15 protein-coding genes are annotated in these 14804 nt (G+C 62.3%); 7 read left to right on the top strand and 8 right to left on the bottom strand.

The window, feature by feature from the left end:
* Positions 1-3: 3 nt before the first annotated feature.
* Positions 4-444: a DUF1801 domain-containing protein gene (locus GC125_RS18375; RefSeq protein WP_151986976.1), complete on the top strand. Its 441-nt coding sequence runs from the start codon at positions 4-6 to the stop codon at positions 442-444.
* A 23-nt stretch (positions 445-467) separates the two neighbouring features.
* Here the strand turns inward: GC125_RS18375 and GC125_RS18380 are convergent, their stop codons facing one another.
* The 3 genes from GC125_RS18380 to GC125_RS18390 all read right to left on the bottom strand — a co-directional run bounded on the left by GC125_RS18380 (position 468) and on the right by GC125_RS18390 (position 3139).
* Positions 468-1313 (bottom strand): C40 family peptidase, encoded by an 846-nt coding sequence (locus GC125_RS18380; RefSeq protein WP_151986977.1) that lies wholly within the window; start codon positions 1311-1313, stop codon positions 468-470.
* 8 nt (positions 1314-1321) lie between these two features.
* A complete protein-coding gene (locus tag GC125_RS18385; RefSeq protein WP_151986978.1) occupies positions 1322-1669 on the bottom strand; it encodes a MarR family winged helix-turn-helix transcriptional regulator in 348 nt (115 codons plus the stop codon).
* An 87-nt stretch (positions 1670-1756) separates the two neighbouring features.
* A complete protein-coding gene (locus GC125_RS18390; RefSeq protein WP_199864641.1) occupies positions 1757-3139 on the bottom strand; it encodes a leucyl aminopeptidase family protein in 1383 nt (460 codons plus the stop codon).
* 179 nt (positions 3140-3318) lie between these two features.
* Between GC125_RS18390 and GC125_RS18395 the strand changes: the two genes are divergently transcribed.
* The 5 genes from GC125_RS18395 (at position 3319) to GC125_RS18415 (ending at position 9737) form a co-directional block, all read left to right on the top strand.
* On the top strand, positions 3319-4131 hold the full coding sequence (locus GC125_RS18395; RefSeq protein WP_151986979.1) for a tetratricopeptide repeat protein: 813 nt from the start codon (positions 3319-3321) through the stop codon (positions 4129-4131).
* Positions 4132-4203: 72 nt separating this feature from the next.
* Positions 4204-6027, top strand: coding sequence for a translation elongation factor 4 (gene lepA / locus GC125_RS18400; protein WP_286165572.1), 1824 nt, complete (start codon positions 4204-4206; stop codon positions 6025-6027).
* Between the two features lie 80 nt (positions 6028-6107).
* Entirely contained in the window at positions 6108-6779 is a 672-nt protein-coding gene (locus GC125_RS18405) for a class I SAM-dependent methyltransferase (protein WP_151986981.1), read from the top strand.
* A 173-nt stretch (positions 6780-6952) separates the two neighbouring features.
* The gene (locus GC125_RS18410; protein ID WP_151986982.1) at positions 6953-7981 is read left to right on the top strand and encodes a fatty acid desaturase; all 1029 of its coding nucleotides are present in this window, start codon (positions 6953-6955) and stop codon (positions 7979-7981) included.
* A 124-nt stretch (positions 7982-8105) separates the two neighbouring features.
* On the top strand, positions 8106-9737 hold the full coding sequence (locus tag GC125_RS18415) for a BCCT family transporter (protein ID WP_151986983.1): 1632 nt from the start codon (positions 8106-8108) through the stop codon (positions 9735-9737).
* A 9-nt stretch (positions 9738-9746) separates the two neighbouring features.
* Here GC125_RS18415 and GC125_RS18420 read toward each other — a convergent pair whose 3' ends face one another.
* From GC125_RS18420 to GC125_RS18435, 4 genes are all read right to left on the bottom strand, one after another.
* Positions 9747-10892 (bottom strand): aminotransferase class V-fold PLP-dependent enzyme, encoded by a 1146-nt coding sequence (locus tag GC125_RS18420; protein WP_151986984.1) that lies wholly within the window; start codon positions 10890-10892, stop codon positions 9747-9749.
* 28 nt (positions 10893-10920) lie between these two features.
* On the bottom strand, positions 10921-11586 hold the full coding sequence (locus GC125_RS18425; protein WP_151986985.1) for an amino acid ABC transporter permease: 666 nt from the start codon (positions 11584-11586) through the stop codon (positions 10921-10923).
* Between the two features lie 81 nt (positions 11587-11667).
* Positions 11668-12453, bottom strand: a complete 786-nt coding sequence (locus GC125_RS18430) for an ABC transporter substrate-binding protein (protein WP_151986986.1) — start codon at positions 12451-12453, stop codon at positions 11668-11670.
* Entirely contained in the window at positions 12450-13205 is a 756-nt protein-coding gene (locus GC125_RS18435) for a GntR family transcriptional regulator (RefSeq protein WP_151986987.1), read from the bottom strand. The genes GC125_RS18430 and GC125_RS18435 overlap by 4 nt, the downstream gene beginning before the upstream one ends.
* 71 nt (positions 13206-13276) lie before the next feature.
* On the opposite strand from GC125_RS18435, the gene GC125_RS18440 reads away from it, so the two are divergent.
* Complete coding sequence (locus GC125_RS18440; RefSeq protein WP_151986988.1) at positions 13277-14014, top strand: SDR family NAD(P)-dependent oxidoreductase; 738 nt, start codon at positions 13277-13279, stop codon at positions 14012-14014.
* On the opposite strand, the gene GC125_RS18445 is transcribed toward GC125_RS18440, so the two are convergent.
* On the bottom strand, positions 14011-14769 hold the full coding sequence (locus GC125_RS18445; protein ID WP_151986989.1) for an N-acyl homoserine lactonase family protein: 759 nt from the start codon (positions 14767-14769) through the stop codon (positions 14011-14013). The genes GC125_RS18440 and GC125_RS18445 overlap by 4 nt on opposite strands.
* Positions 14770-14804 lie beyond the last annotated feature (35 nt).

Consider the following 14804-nt stretch of genomic DNA (forward strand, 5'->3'; position numbering starts at 1 on the left):
ACAATGGCCGACGATCCGCAAAAGCAGCCCAGGGCCGACGATCAGCCCCGACTCCTGTCCGGTGGCAATCCGCAAATCGCCAAGGGGTACGGCGAGGCGCCGGTGCAAGCCTATATTTCCGCAATGCCGGGATGGAAAAGTGATCTCGGGCGACGGCTCGATGCTTTGATAACCGAGACCGTCCCTGATGTCCGTAAGGCCGTCAAATGGAACTCTCCTCTCTACGGCGCGGACGATAATGGCTGGTTTCTCAGTTTTCACTGCTTCGCGAAATACGTGAAGGTCGCGTTCTTTCGCGGCGCCTCGCTCGACCCGGTGCCCCCGGGCACCTCCAAGCAGGAGCAGGTGCGCTATCTCGATATCCGCGAGGACGCCATCCTCGACGAGACGCAGTTTCGCGCATGGGTTCAGCAGGCAAGCGTGCTGCCGAGCGAGAAGATGTAGCGCGGCTCGGGTTTCGTCTTCAGTTAGACCCGGCGAAGGTTCGTCGGCTGGCCGTAGACCGGACCAATGCGAGTGATGGCATCCGCGAGGGTTTCACGGGCAACCGTCATCGTATGACCGTTGGCGTGGATCACGGTCTCTTCGTCCTCCAGGATCGCGACGTGTCCCCTCCAAAAGACGAAATCGCCGCGGCTGCGCTCATCGAAGCCGATCTCGACACCCAGAGCGTTGGCCTGCATGTCGCTGTCACGCGGCGCGGTCTTGCCTGACATCATCAGCGTCATCTGGACTAGGCCGGAACAATCGATGCCAAACCCGGATCGCCCGCCCCAGAGATACGGCGTCTCGATAAAGCGCGCAGCCCAGGCGACATGGTCCAACGAAGCAGTGTCGATCGGAGCCAAATGGGCGGCGACCACGGCATAACTGTTGTCCGTCAGCGCGTAGCGCGTGCCACGGACCTCTGTCTCACCAATAACTCTTAACCGGCTTCCGATCGAAAGCTGGTCGACGATCGGCCGCTTCATGTCCGGTTCGGCGTATCGATAGGTCCGCAGCGCCGTCACCCAATGGGTCGGCGCCTCATCACTGATGTCCTCGATCGCGCTTTCCGATACATAGCCCACATAGCCGTCAAGCTCGGCACGGACCCAGGCGAACCCGTTCGCGCGGTCGAATATCTGCACCCGCTCTCCCAGGAGCAACTGGCTATCGATTCCGACCTTTGCGTCGGGATGCGGCCTGAGATCTGCGAGCGGCGCCGTCACCCGCCCTGCCGTGCCTTCGGTAAAGGTCTCGGCCTCAACCAGGCCTTTCAGCCGCTGCTCGGCCAGGTCGGCGCGAAAGGCGTTCAGCCTTCGATCAAGCATCCTTTGTCTCACTCTTCCAAGTGCCGCCCGGACGCGACGATGAGGTCGCCCAGACGTTCCAGATAAAGCGCACCCTTGACGGTGCGCTTGATGATCACGTTCCGCCTGTCGTCGTCGTCGCGGATACGGTCGACCAGGCCCATCTGCCCCATGCGATCGAGTGCCCGTGTAATCACCGGCTTCGTCACCTTCAGTGTCGCCGCCAGGCCTCGTACTGTATGCGGCGGCGGGACGAGATAGATCTGGCTGAGGATCGCGAGTTGTCGCAGCGTCAGGTCCGGACCCGCTTCCCGCACGAGATCGAGGCTTACGCGATGCCAGAGCCCGAGCGCTTCCGAGGCCCGCAATTGCAGCATCGTCCACCTCGCCCTCTGCTCCGCGCCAGCGAAATGGTTCGCGGCCGTTCCCGTTCTTAGCGCCTCGGCGACCCTTCCAACAAGCCGTCAGCCATAGCGTTTTTCGAGAAGATGATACAGCGCGCGGATCGCCTGCGCCTCGCCGCCCATCGGCGATTGCGGCCGATCCTTCGGGTTCCAGCCATAGATGTCGAAATGGACCCAGGAGCCCGCTCCTGACACGAAGCGCTTGAGAAAGAGCGCTGCGGTGATCGAGCCGGCAAAGCCGCCGGATGGGGCGTTGTTGAGGTCGGCGACCTTGCTCGACAGATCGCCATCATAGCCCATGTGCAGGGGCAGGCGCCAAAGCGGGTCGGCAACGGCGCGCTGCGCCTCGTCGATGTCGGCGGCAAGGCTCTCGTCATCGGTGTAATAGGGTGGCAGGTCGGGTCCAAGCGCGACGCGGGCGGCCCCCGTCAGCGTCGCCATGTCTATCAGCAGTTCCGGCTCCCGCTCGCAGGCGAGCGCCAGCGCATCGGCCAGCACGAGACGGCCTTCTGCGTCGGTGTTGCCGATCTCAACCGTCAACCCCTTTCGGCTCGACAGGATGTCGCCGGGGCGGAAGGCGTTACCGGCAATGGCATTCTCCACCGCAGGCACCAGCACCGTCAGGTCGATATCGAGGCCCGCATCCATCAGCATGAAGGCGAGACCCATGACATTGGCCGCCCCACCCATGTCCTTCTTCATCAACAGCATGCCGGAGGCCGGCTTGATATCGAGGCCGCCGGTATCGAAACAGACGCCCTTGCCGACCAGCGTCACCTTCGGTGCGCCCGCGCGGCCATGGCGCAGCTCCAAAAGCCGCGGCGCGTCCGCGCTTGCGCGGCCCACCGCATGGATCATCGGAAAGTTCTGGTCCAGAAGCGCGTCGCCCTTGTTGACCGTGATGGTGGCGCCGAACCGCGCGCCCAAGGCCCTGAAGGCATCTTCGAGTTGCTGCGGGCCCATGTCGTTTGTCGGCGTGTTGATCAGATCACGGGCAAGAAACGAGCCGGCGATCAGGCGCTCGATGCGCGCGCCATCGACCGTATCGGGAAGTGCCATCGCAGGCAGGTCGGCGCCATTGCCGTTCGTGCGGTAACGGTCGAATCGGTAGGAGCCCAGACCATAGCCAAGGGCGAAATCCTCGGCACCGTCTGCCGGGCCTGCATAGCGCCAATCGCCTTTGGGCAGCAGCCGGGCAAGCCGACCGGCCGCGAGAGGCAGCGGCTTGGAGCCCATGCCGACGAGAATCCCGGACAAAGCGCCATCCGCTGAGGGGACCGGCAGCAGCATGCCCACATCCGCCTTGAACCCAGCCCGATCCGCCCAGTCCTTGGCGTGCTGCGGCACATGCGAAGCGTCCCCGCCCTTGGCCAGCGGCCACACGGGCAAAGCGCTCTCGGCAGGCGTGGAGAAAACGGGCGTGCGGTCGAAGGGAAACGTCACGTTTGGGCCTCGTCTGGAATGCCGCAAAGCGGGTGCCGGCGGCCTTAAGGGAATCGGCGTTAAGGAACGGTTAGGGTTAACAGATTATCTCTTTCAGTCGAGCGGCGCTGCAGTTCGACCTCCTCGGATGCCAAGCGTCTCGCGATCCTGATGACGGGCGATCGACCATGAAAAACGCGATGACACGAGCCACTTCTGTATCCCGAACCGCCCGTATGGGCGCCATTCTGGCGCTAGGCATCGCGCTTTCGGCATGCGCCTCCAGCCGCGACCAGATGTCGACCGGCTCCATTCCCGGCGGTGATTCGCGCAAACCGGTCGCCGCCATGAACACCGTCGAAATCGATGCCGCGACCCGGCGCGTCGGCTCCGCCTATGAGCGCGACCCGCAGGACAAGTCGATCGGCATGAGCTACGCCAGCATCCTCAACATGAACGGGCGCGCCGACCAGGCGCTGGCGGTCATGCAACAGGTTGCCATCTCGCATCCCTCAGACAACGATGTGTTGGCAGCCTTCGGCAAGGCGCAGGCTGCGGCCGGCGAATTGCAGCCGGCACTGGATACGATCCGCCGCGCCCAGACGCCCGACATGCCCGATTGGCGGCTGTTGTCGGCGGAAGGCGCGATCCTTGACCAGCTCGATCGCCCAGAGGAAGCCCGCGCGCTTTACCGCAAGGCGCTCGACATCCAGCCGAACGAGCCATCCGTTCTCTCCAATCTCGGCATGTCCTACCTGCTGAAGGGCGATCTGCCGGCTGCGGAGACCTATCTCAAGACGGCTGTGGCCCAGCCGGAAGCCGACAGCCGCGTGCGCCAGAACCTCGCGCTCGTCGTCGGCCTTCAGGGTAGGTTCGGCGAAGCGGAACAGATCGCAGGGGCCGAACTGGCGCCCGCCCAGGCTGCCGCGAACGTCGCTTATCTGCGCAGCATTCTCGCCCAACAGAATGCCTGGGCCGATCTTGCCGACAGGGACGCTAGCGCGACGAACTGACGCCCTCGACAAGCCGCTCTCGACCGCGAGAATCCCGTTTCAATCGGGCCTTTCCCGCGCTATATGCGCGCCATGACCAGATCCGTGAACGAAACGCCGCTTTCCCATATCCGTAACTTTTCCATCGTCGCCCATATCGACCATGGAAAGTCGACGCTTGCCGACCGTCTCATCCAGATGACCGGCTCGCTCGAGATGCGCGAAATGAAGGAGCAGATCCTCGACGCGATGGATATCGAGCGCGAGCGCGGCATCACGATCAAGGCCAACACCGTCCGGCTCGAATATGATGCAAAGGACGGCGAGCATTACGTCCTGAACCTCATCGACACGCCCGGCCATGTTGACTTCGCCTACGAAGTCTCTCGGTCGCTGTCGGCCTGCGAAGGCTCGCTGCTGGTCGTCGATGCGAGCCAGGGCGTCGAAGCGCAGACGCTTGCAAACGTTTATCAAGCGCTCGACAACGACCACGAGATCGTCACCGTCCTCAACAAGATCGACCTGCCGGCCGCCGAGCCGGAGCGCATCAAGGCGCAGATCGAGGAAGTGATCGGACTGGATACCGCCGATGCGGTCGAAATTTCCGCAAAGACGGGCCTCGGCGTCGAGAATGTGCTGGAAGCGATCGTCAAGCGCCTGCCACCGCCGAAGGGTGGCAACCGCAACGATCCGCTGAAGGCGCTTCTCGTCGACAGCTGGTACGACAGCTATCTTGGCGTCATCGTCCTCGTTCGGGTGCTCGACGGGCATTTGAAGAAGGGCCAGATCATCCGAATGATGGGCACCGACGCAAAATACACCGTCGAGCGCGTCGGCGTGATCACGCCGAAGATGGTGACGGTCGAGGAGCTCGGCCCCGGCGAAATCGGCTTCATCACCGGCTCGATCAAGGAAGTGGCCGATACGCGCGTCGGCGACACGATCACCGAGGACAAGCGCCCGACATCTACGATGCTGCCTGGCTTCAAGCCGGCGCAGCCGGTCGTGTTCTGCGGCCTGTTCCCCGTCGACGCCGCCGACTTCGAGGATTTGCGCGCCGCAATGGGCAAGCTTCGCCTCAACGATGCGTCGTTTTCCTTCGAGATGGAAAGCTCGGCGGCGTTGGGCTTCGGCTTCCGCTGCGGCTTCCTCGGCCTGCTGCACCTCGAAATCGTACAGGAGCGCCTGGAGCGCGAGTTCGATCTCGACCTGATCGCGACGGCACCGTCCGTCGTCTACAAGCTGTCGATGACCGATGGCACCGAGCGCGAACTGCATAACCCGGCCGACATGCCCGATGTGGTCAAGATCCGTGAAATCCACGAGCCATGGATCCGCGCGACCATCCTGACGCCGGACGACTATCTCGGCGCAGTTCTCAAGCTTTGCCAGGATCGCCGCGGCATTCAGGTCGACCTGTCCTATGTCGGCAATCGCGCCATGGTCATCTACGACCTGCCGCTGAACGAAGTCGTCTTCGATTTCTACGACCGGCTGAAGTCCCTTTCGAAGGGCTATGCCTCCTTCGACTACCAGATCACCGAGTATCGCGAGGGCAACCTCGTGAAGATGCAGATCCTCGTCAATTCCGAGCCCGTCGACGCTCTGTCGATGATGGTGCACCGCTCGGCTGCCGAACGCCGCGGCCGCGAAATGTGCGAGAAGCTCAAGGAGCTGATCCCCAAGCACATGTTCAAGATCCCGATCCAGGCGGCGATCGGCGGCTCGGTCATCGCCCGCGAGACTATCTCGGCGCTGCGCAAGGACGTGACGGCCAAGTGCTATGGCGGCGACGCCAGCCGCAAGCGCAAGCTCCTCGACAAGCAGAAAGAGGGCAAGAAGCGCATGCGGCAGTTCGGCAAGGTCGACATCCCGCAGGAAGCCTTCATCGCCGCCCTGAAGATGAGCGACCAGTAGCAGGCGAGGTCTGCGCTTCACCGTCGATTTACAGAGGCCATAGCCATCGGTAGTGTCTGCCCGGCATCGGGGGGACAGCCATGGGCGATCGCAATCAGCTTCTGTTCGTCGAGCGGAATGCGTCACATTTCGACGGACCGTTTCTCGAGATCGGGTCGCGCGACTACGGCGACACCCAGAATCTCAGGGCCCTTTTCGCGCCCAAGGGAGACTATATCGGCATCGATGCGCTCGAAGGGGCAGGCGTCGATCGCGTCGTCGACCTGACGCAGCCGATGGAGACGATCTCAGCCGCCCTGGGCGGCCAGCGCTTCGGCACGATCTTCTGCATGAGCGTGATGGAACATTGCAGGCAGCCTTTCGCCATGGCGGATGCGATCACAAAGTTGCTGAAGCCCGGAGGCGTGCTCTGCCTGTCGGTGCCCTTCGCCTGGCAGTTCCATGGCTATCCATCGGACTATTGGCGCTTCACCCATGAAGGCGTGAAGCAGCTGTTTCCGGATCTGGTGTTCGACGAAGCCAAGGGACATGCGGCTTTGCGGGATGGCGAATTCAACCCTCTCGACACCGAGATCGGCAAGGTGACGCTCAGCACATCGATGCATCGCAAGGCGGGCAAGGCCGGTCGCGCCGTGGGTGCTGGTCTTCTCAAGATGATCGGCCGCACGCCGGTTTTCGGCTGGGCTCTCGGCCATCCCTATCTGCTTGCCCCAACCATGATCAACATGGTCGGGAGAAAGCCCACCGCCTGAGCCATGGCCGGGAAATCGATGACGTCAAAACACCGCAGGCCGCTTGATTCATTGCGCGTGCGCCTTCAACGTCGTATGAGCACAGTGTGGCGCGCCGGTTCGGCGCGTCTGGTCCGGTCAAACCGCATGCACTTCCTGCATGGGCTCAGCTCCCGGCCGCGGTTGGAGTTTTCGTGAACATACGCCCTACCCATGAAGCGACTGCTGAGGCGCAGGCGCGCGCCTGGGCCAAAGTCCTCGCCCCCTATCGCAAGCCCGATCCCCTGCGCAGCACTTACGAACTGGCAATCACGGCCATTCCGTTCGTGATTCTCTGGGCATTGACCGCGCTGGCCGTGACGCACGGCTACTGGTGGGGTCTTGTCCTCACCATACCGGCAGCCGGATTCCTCGTACGGCTGTTCATCGTGCAGCACGATTGCGGCCACGGGACGCTTTACCAGCGCCGCAGCGTGAACGACTGGATCGGCCGCGTGCTCGGCGTCTTCACGCTGACGCCTTACGATTATTGGCGCCGGACCCACGCGGTTCACCACGCAACTGCCGGCAATCTCGACAAGCGTGGCATCGGCGACATCACGACCCTCACCGTCGCAGAATACCGTGCCCTGCCGTGGCTTGGGCGCCTGCGTTACCGGCTCTACCGCCACCCCGTCGTCATGTTCGGTCTCGGACCGGCCTGGCTCTTCATCTGCCAGTATCGCCTGCCCTTCGGCCTGATGCGCGCTGGTGTTCAGCCTTGGACATCGACACTCGCCACCAATGTTGCGATCGCCGTTCCGGTGGCCTTGCTGATGTGGCTGATGGGCCCGATCGAGTTTCTGCTGGTACAGATTCCGATCACCCTGATGGCGGCGACGGCTGGCGTCTGGCTGTTCTACGTGCAGCACCAGTTCGAAGAAACCCATTGGTCGGATGCCGACGAATGGAATTTCCAGAACGCGGCACTGCATGGAAGCTCGCACTACGATCTTCCGGTCGTCCTGCGCTGGATGAGCGGCAATATCGGCATTCATCACGTGCACCATCTCTCCGCAACGGTGCCGTTCTACCGGCTGCCGCAAGTGCTTCGGGACCATCCGGAATTGCACGAGATCGGCCGCATCACCTTTATGGAAAGCCTCGCCTGCGTGAAGCTCGTGCTTTGGGACGAAAGCGCAAGGCGGCTTGTCTCCTTCCGGCAGGCGCGGGCCATCGCCTAAAGGGCGACCCGCGCCACCGCTGTTTCATCAGCATTTTCGGAACTGTTTGTCCGCGAGCGCATTCTGGACTGTATGCGGCCACCTTTCTGCCGCAATTTCAGAACGTTCAAGGGGCAATTATTACATGGCTACAGAGGTCAAAACCGGCCGGCTCGGTCCTTTTCCGCATGTCAGCGTGCCGGTCTTCTCGGTCTCTGCCGGACTGATCGTCGCGTTTATCCTGTTTGGAGCGCTTTTTCCGGAAACATCGGGGGCAATCTTTCTCGGCGCACAGGCGGCGGTTGCCGACTATTTCGGCTGGTTCCTCATCCTCGTCACGAACCTGGCCGTTGCCGCCAGCCTCTACCTCGCCATCGGCCCATACGGATCGATCCGGCTCGGCGCCCAAACGGAAACCCCGCAATACGGGCTGTTCTCCTGGATCGCGATGATGTTCTCGGCCGGCATCGGCATCGGCCTGCTTTATTGGGGCGTGGCCGAGCCTCTGACGCATTTCTACGCGCCGCCGCTCCAGGAACCCGAAAGCGTCGCTGCGGCCGAACAGGCCATGGTGCTGTCGTTCCTGCACTGGGGCTTTCACGGCTGGGCGGTCTACTGCATCGTCGGCTGCGCTCTCGCCTATTTCCATTATCGCAAGGGCTTGCCGCTCTCGATCCGATCCGCGCTCTATCCGATCATCGGCGAGCGCATCTACGGCCCTTGGGGTCATGCGGTTGATATTCTGGCAGTCTTCGGCACGATGTTCGGCGTCGTAACGTCGCTGGGCCTCGGCGTGATGCAGATCAATGCGGGCCTCGATACGCTCTTCGGCATAGGTAACAACATCTACGTCCAGTTGCTGCTGATCGCGGTGATCACGGCCTTGGCCACCGCATCGGTGCTTGCGGGTCTCGATGGCGGCATCAAGCGGCTTTCGAACCTTAACATCCAGGTCTCGTTCGTGCTGCTCGCCTTCATGGTGATCACCGGCCCGACGCTCTACATCTTCGACAGCTTCGTCGAGAACATGGGCAATTACATCAACGAGTTCGTCTATTTCTCGTTCTGGTCGGAAGCCTATTCGGGCACCAACTGGCAGGTCGACTGGACCATCTTCTACTGGGCCTGGTGGATTTCCTGGTCGCCTTTCGTCGGTATCTTCATCGCGCGCATTTCACGGGGTCGCACGATTCGCGAATTCACGCTGGGCGTGCTCTTCGTGCCGGCAACGATCATGTTCTTCTGGTTCACGGCGTTCGGCGGCGTCGCCATTCAGATGGAACTCGCCGGAGACCCGGGACTGATCGCCGTCACGCAGGAAGCCTATGGAAACGCCATTTTCCGGCTGATGGACTTCTATCCGCTGACCGACGTCATCACCGGTCTGCTCGTGATCATGATCGTGATGTGGTTCGTCACCTCGTCCGACTCCGCCTCCTTCGTGATCGACATGCTGACCGCCGGTGGCGAAGCCGATCCGCCGAAGATCCAGCGTCTGTTCTGGGCGATTTCGGAAGGTGCGATCGCAGCGGTGTTGCTGGTGGCAGGCGGGCTCAGTGCGCTGCAGGCGGCGGCTGTCGTGGCCGGCTTCCCATTCGCTTTCGTCATTCTGGTGATGATGTACGGCCTGATGCGCGGCCTGTCTCGCGACCACCTCGTGCTCTATCGCTACGAGCAGTGGTACGAGACGGAAAAGGAAGCGGAAGCCAACCTGCCCAAGGCCTATGCGGGTGAAGACGCGCTTGGCGGACCGCCGGAACTCGCCAAGGGCAACTGAGCCCTTCGCTCAGGAAAGATGGGTTCGCATTGCATCGACCAGCACTGCGACCCCGTCCATCGTCGTGACCGGCCCCGGCGAGAAGCGCAGGAGCGCATCTCGCCGGTCGGCGTAGACGCCGCGGTTTCGCAAAGTCGATAGCAGGCCCTCGGCGGTTTCGCTGTCCTCCAGCCGGATCATCACGCTGCCGCCGCGCGCATTGTCGTCGCGAGGGCTGACGAGGCTGAAAGGCAGGCCTTCGATGCCGTCGAAGATAGCGTCAGACAGCGCCCGATTGTGCGCCAGCAAAGCATCGCCGTCCTGAGAAGCATGCCAGCGCATCGCCGGAAGGCTCGCGAGTGCCGACACCACCGATGGCGTGCCATTGTCGAAACGGCGGATGTCGGACGCGTAGTGGAACTTGTCCAGATCCCAAGAAAACGGGTTTTCCTGGCTGAACCAGCCTCGAAACTCCGGTTCACAGGCGGCGATCAGATCGCTCGCCACGTGAAGCATGCCGGCGCCCGGCGTGCCGCACATCCATTTGAGACTGGTGGAAATGGTGAAATCGACAGCAGGGTCGTTGACCGAGAACGGCAGTAGCCCGGCGGCCTGCGTGATGTCGACGCCGACGAGGCTGCCCATCTTGCGGCCATGAGCCGCGAGCGACGCGATGTCTGCCCGATGCGACGAGGTCGACGAGACCCATGTCAAAAGCGCCAAGCCGACTTCCGAGTCCCATTGCGCGATCACATCCTCGTCTTCCACGTAGGACGCACCCTGCCGCAACGGCACGGTCTCGAGCGAGAAGCCGAAGCGGGGGCTAAGCGCCGTTAAAAGAAAATGCAGCGACGGGAAGCAGTCGCCCGCGACCAGAAGCTTGCGTCCTTTGAGATGCTCGCTCGGCAGCGCGCCGATCAGGGCATACAGCGCCGCCGTGACGTTCTCCGATGTCGTCACTGTGCCCTCGGACGCGCCGATCAGGCGCCGCCAATGCTCGACGAACTCGGCCCGTCGACCCAGGATCGCGCCCCACTGGCCGTCGTCCGGCGCACCCCACACGCCTGCGAACTCGGCCATCGCAGCGGCGACATCCTCAGCCTTGCCGGGATACTGGCCGATGGAGTGATAGAGGAAATAGCCGGAGCCATCCTTTTCGAGGCGCTGAGCGGTCATGTGATGTCTTCAAGTCCCTGGATGGCGTTCAATTCGTGCGGAAGCGGTTTTCGAGATAGGAGACGAGCCGCACCGCCGGCAGGAGCACGATCAGATAGATCAGCGCGGCAGCGATCAGCGGCGACGGATTGGCCGTCAACGCCTGCGCGTCGGTTGCCTGCTTCAAGAGGTCCGGCATCGCGACCACCGAGGCGAGCGACGTGTCCTTGGCGATGGCAACCGAGTTCGATGTGTGCGGTGGAATGGCGATGCGGAACGCCTGCGGCAGGATCACCTTGATGATGATAATGCGAAACGGCAGCCCCAGCGATTCGGCTGCTTCCGTCTGGCCCTTCGGGATCGCCTGGATGCCGGCCCGGAAAACTTCCGCCGTGAACGCCGAGAAGACGAGGCTGAGCGCGAGGACGGCCGACACGAACGGCGAGAAGCGCAGACCCATGAAGGGCAGCGCGTAGTAGATGAGAACGAGGAGCACGAGGATCGGGATCGCCCGGAACACGTCGATATAGGCGACGGCCAGCAGTCGAAACGGCTTTGCCGCATAGAGACGAACGAGACACATCAGAACGCCGGCGATCGCACCGACCGTCAGCGTCGCGCCTGCAAGTGCCAGCGTGTTCCAGATCCCGCGCCATAGCATCGGCAGCACGCGCACGATCACATCGATGTTCAGGAAAGTTTCGACGAAACCCATGACCGGACCTTCGCGCTTGTCAGGAGATCAAAAAGAAGCGGCCCGCCTGTTGGAACGGGCCGCCCTATCGCGAAACGCCGACTATTCGGCGGTCGGGATTTCGAGCACTGTCACGGTGGAGCTGTCCGCCGCCGGTGCTTCGCCAAGCCACTTCTCGTAGATTTCGGCGAGCGTGCCGTCTTCCTTGATTTCACTGATGGCCGCGTTGATCGGCTCCAGCAGTTCGGACCCCTTCGGCAGCATCAGGCCGTACTGGTCCCCGGTCGGGATCACTTCGGCGATGTTGAGGTCGGGCATTTCCTTGGCTGCGAAGATGAAGCCCGTCACGTCGCCGATGGCGCCGGCAATACGGCCGGCACGCACGTCGAGCAGAAGACCCTGCTGGTCGGGATAGGTGCGCAGTTCGCCGAAGCCGTATTCTTCCGTGTTGGCCTGGATCCAGGCGTCACCGGTGGAGGATGCGATGGCGCCGACGGGCTCGCCTTCAAGCTCGGCAAGGCTCGTTGCGCCTTCCTGCAAGGACACGAGTGCCAGATCGGCGTCGTAATAGCCCTGCGTGAACGACTGGCTCTGCAGACGCTCGTCGGTAATGGTGATCGTCGAGATCGCAACGTCGATGCGGCCTGAAGCGGTCGCGGCGAACAGTGCCTGGAAGCCGAGGTCGGAGATCTCGAGGTCCATCTCGAGCCGTTCGGCGACTTCCGTGATCAGGTCGACTTCGAAGCCTTCGAACTCGCTCTGCTCGTTCTTAAATTCCCATGGCGGGTTCGACGGATAAGCGCCGACGGTCAGGGTCTCGGCAAATGCCGCTGCACCGGCGGTCAGGCCGAGTGCAAGGGTCGTGGTGGCAAGCAGCAGTTTCTTCATGTGACTTGTTCCTCTCGTTTGGCCTTTTTTTCCTTCATGCTCGCGCCGGCGATCGATCGAAAGACCTCCAGCGTGATCTCGACATGCAGGCGCAGCTTTTCGCGCGCCACGACGGCGTCCCTGTCGAGGACGACCTGCATCAATTCCGTATGGGCGGTTACCGAATGCGCGCGCGACAACAGCGCCTCTGTTTCCGGCGTGTGCTTCTCCGGACCATTCGGATTGATGGCCCGTGGGTGAAACAACAAGGCCTGATGGTGCAGCCGCAGTTGCTCCGCAGTGCGCACGAAGAAGCGCTTCAGCCAAGACGAACGGCCGGCTGCATGCAACGCGATATGAAACGCATCATGCGTCTCGTCCCAAAGCTGACGAGCCGCCACGTCGACATTTCCGGCAGGCGGCGCAACCTGGGTCATACGGTGGTGGGCTGCGACGATGCCGCTTTCCCAGTCGAGATCCCCATGGGCGATCGCATCTTCCAGAAGCGACGTCTCCACGGTGAGGCGTGCGATCTCCAGATCCTCGAGCTCGGGCAGCGAAACGGGTGCGACGCGCCATCCGCGGTTGGCGCTGCCGACGACCAATTGCTTCTCTTCAAGCCGGGAAAGCGCCTCGCGCAACGGGGTGGCACTCACGCCATAGAGGCCCGAAAGCGCGGCGATACGCAGCGGCTGACCGGGCGCGTGACTGCCGTTCAAAATGTCACGGTGCAGCATCTCAAAAGCCGCATCTGTCTTGGCGGAATACCCCATGCCAAAAATCTTATTATATACAATCTGGCAAATCCACTATAATTATCACCGGCAGTGAGGGAGATGTGTGGATGTCTGAAACGAGGATTGCGGTGGTAACCGGCGCTGCCGGTGGCATGGGGCGGGCGATCGTGGAGACCCTGCTGCAATCGGGCATGACCGTCATCGGCCTCGACATCGATGGTCCTGCCATGAAGGCGATGGAAGCGTCACTGGGCGGAGATTTCGAGGGTCATCAGGTCGACCTGACGAAGGCCGATGCGATCTCCGCAGTGTTTGCCGCCATCGCCGAAAAGCACGGCGGCATCGACGCGCTCGTCAACAATGCCGGCACATGCCTGATGTCGGCTTTCCCGGATATTCCAGCTGAAGAACTCGACCGCCAGATGGCGATCAACTTCTCGTCCGCCTTCCACTGCTCGCAGCAGGCGGTGAAGTTGATGGCCGGCCGGGCGGGCGTGCGCAAGATCGTCATGATCTCTTCGAACGGCGCCTATAATTTCGATGTGTTCGACCCGCCGCACTATCGTGCGAGCAAGGCTGCGATGGACACGCTGACGAAGGATCTCGCGCGCCGCTACGCCCGCGACAAGATCGCCGTGAACTCCATCGCGCCGGCGATGACCGAGACGCCGCTCTTCGGCGTCGTCAGCGAAGAGGTCCTCGAAAAGGCGCTCGCTGCGATGCCGCATGGTCGCGCCATGCAGCCGAGCGAAATCGCCGCCTGGGTCGCCTTCCTGCTTTCACCGGCAGGCGACGTCTCAAGCGGCAATGTCATCATCCTCAATCAGGGTCGAGATGTTCGCTAGGCGTAGAATTCCGGCGATTTCTTCAGCTGCGGCCACTGCTCGGGCGAGTGACCGTAGATGACCATCGCACCCTTCTCTGCTGCCAGACGCATGATGCGGTCTGCGCTTGCAATTGCGGCAGTAGGGTCGTCGGCCGTGTCGAAGCGTTCGTCGATTTCAGCCGGGCGCGAGATGGCATCTCCCGTCAAAAGCACCGGGCCAGTCTCGGGTAGTTCAACGAGCAGGGCAAGCTGCCCGATCGTGTGGCCGGGTGCGGCGAGAACCTTCAGCCCCGGGCCGAGATCGACGTCGCCATCGACCAGCATGTATGCGCGATCCGGCCAGTCGAGCGGCTTCAGCCCGCTCCAGTATATGGGCTTTTCGAGCGCGCGTTCTGCGGCCGACATGAGGATCGGACGATCCGGAAAATCAGCGATCCCGCCCACATGGTCGATATGGGTGTGCGTCATGATGAGGAGATCGACGTCCTCCATGGCGACCCCGGCCCTGGCGAGCTGCGCCGCCGGCAGGTTCTCATCCGTGAGCGCCAGCACGACGCCAAAGCCGCCAAGCTTGTCTTCGGCGCTGGAGGCCTCGATGTCATAGGCATACTTAGCCGGAAAACCGGTATCGACGAGAATGGTCTCGTCCCGGTCGGTGCGGATCAGGAACCCGACGATCCCGATCACCCGGCCATTGGCATGGACCTTGAACAGACCGTAGTCGAGAACGGTCAGCGATACCGGCTTACCCTTGATATAACCTTTTGAATTCATTTATTAATCTCCTCTTTCCGCCTAATAGGTGCCGA

Origin of the sequence: Rhizobium sp. EC-SD404 (assembly GCF_902498825.1) — a bacterium.
Lineage (GTDB): Bacteria > Pseudomonadota > Alphaproteobacteria > Rhizobiales > Rhizobiaceae > Georhizobium.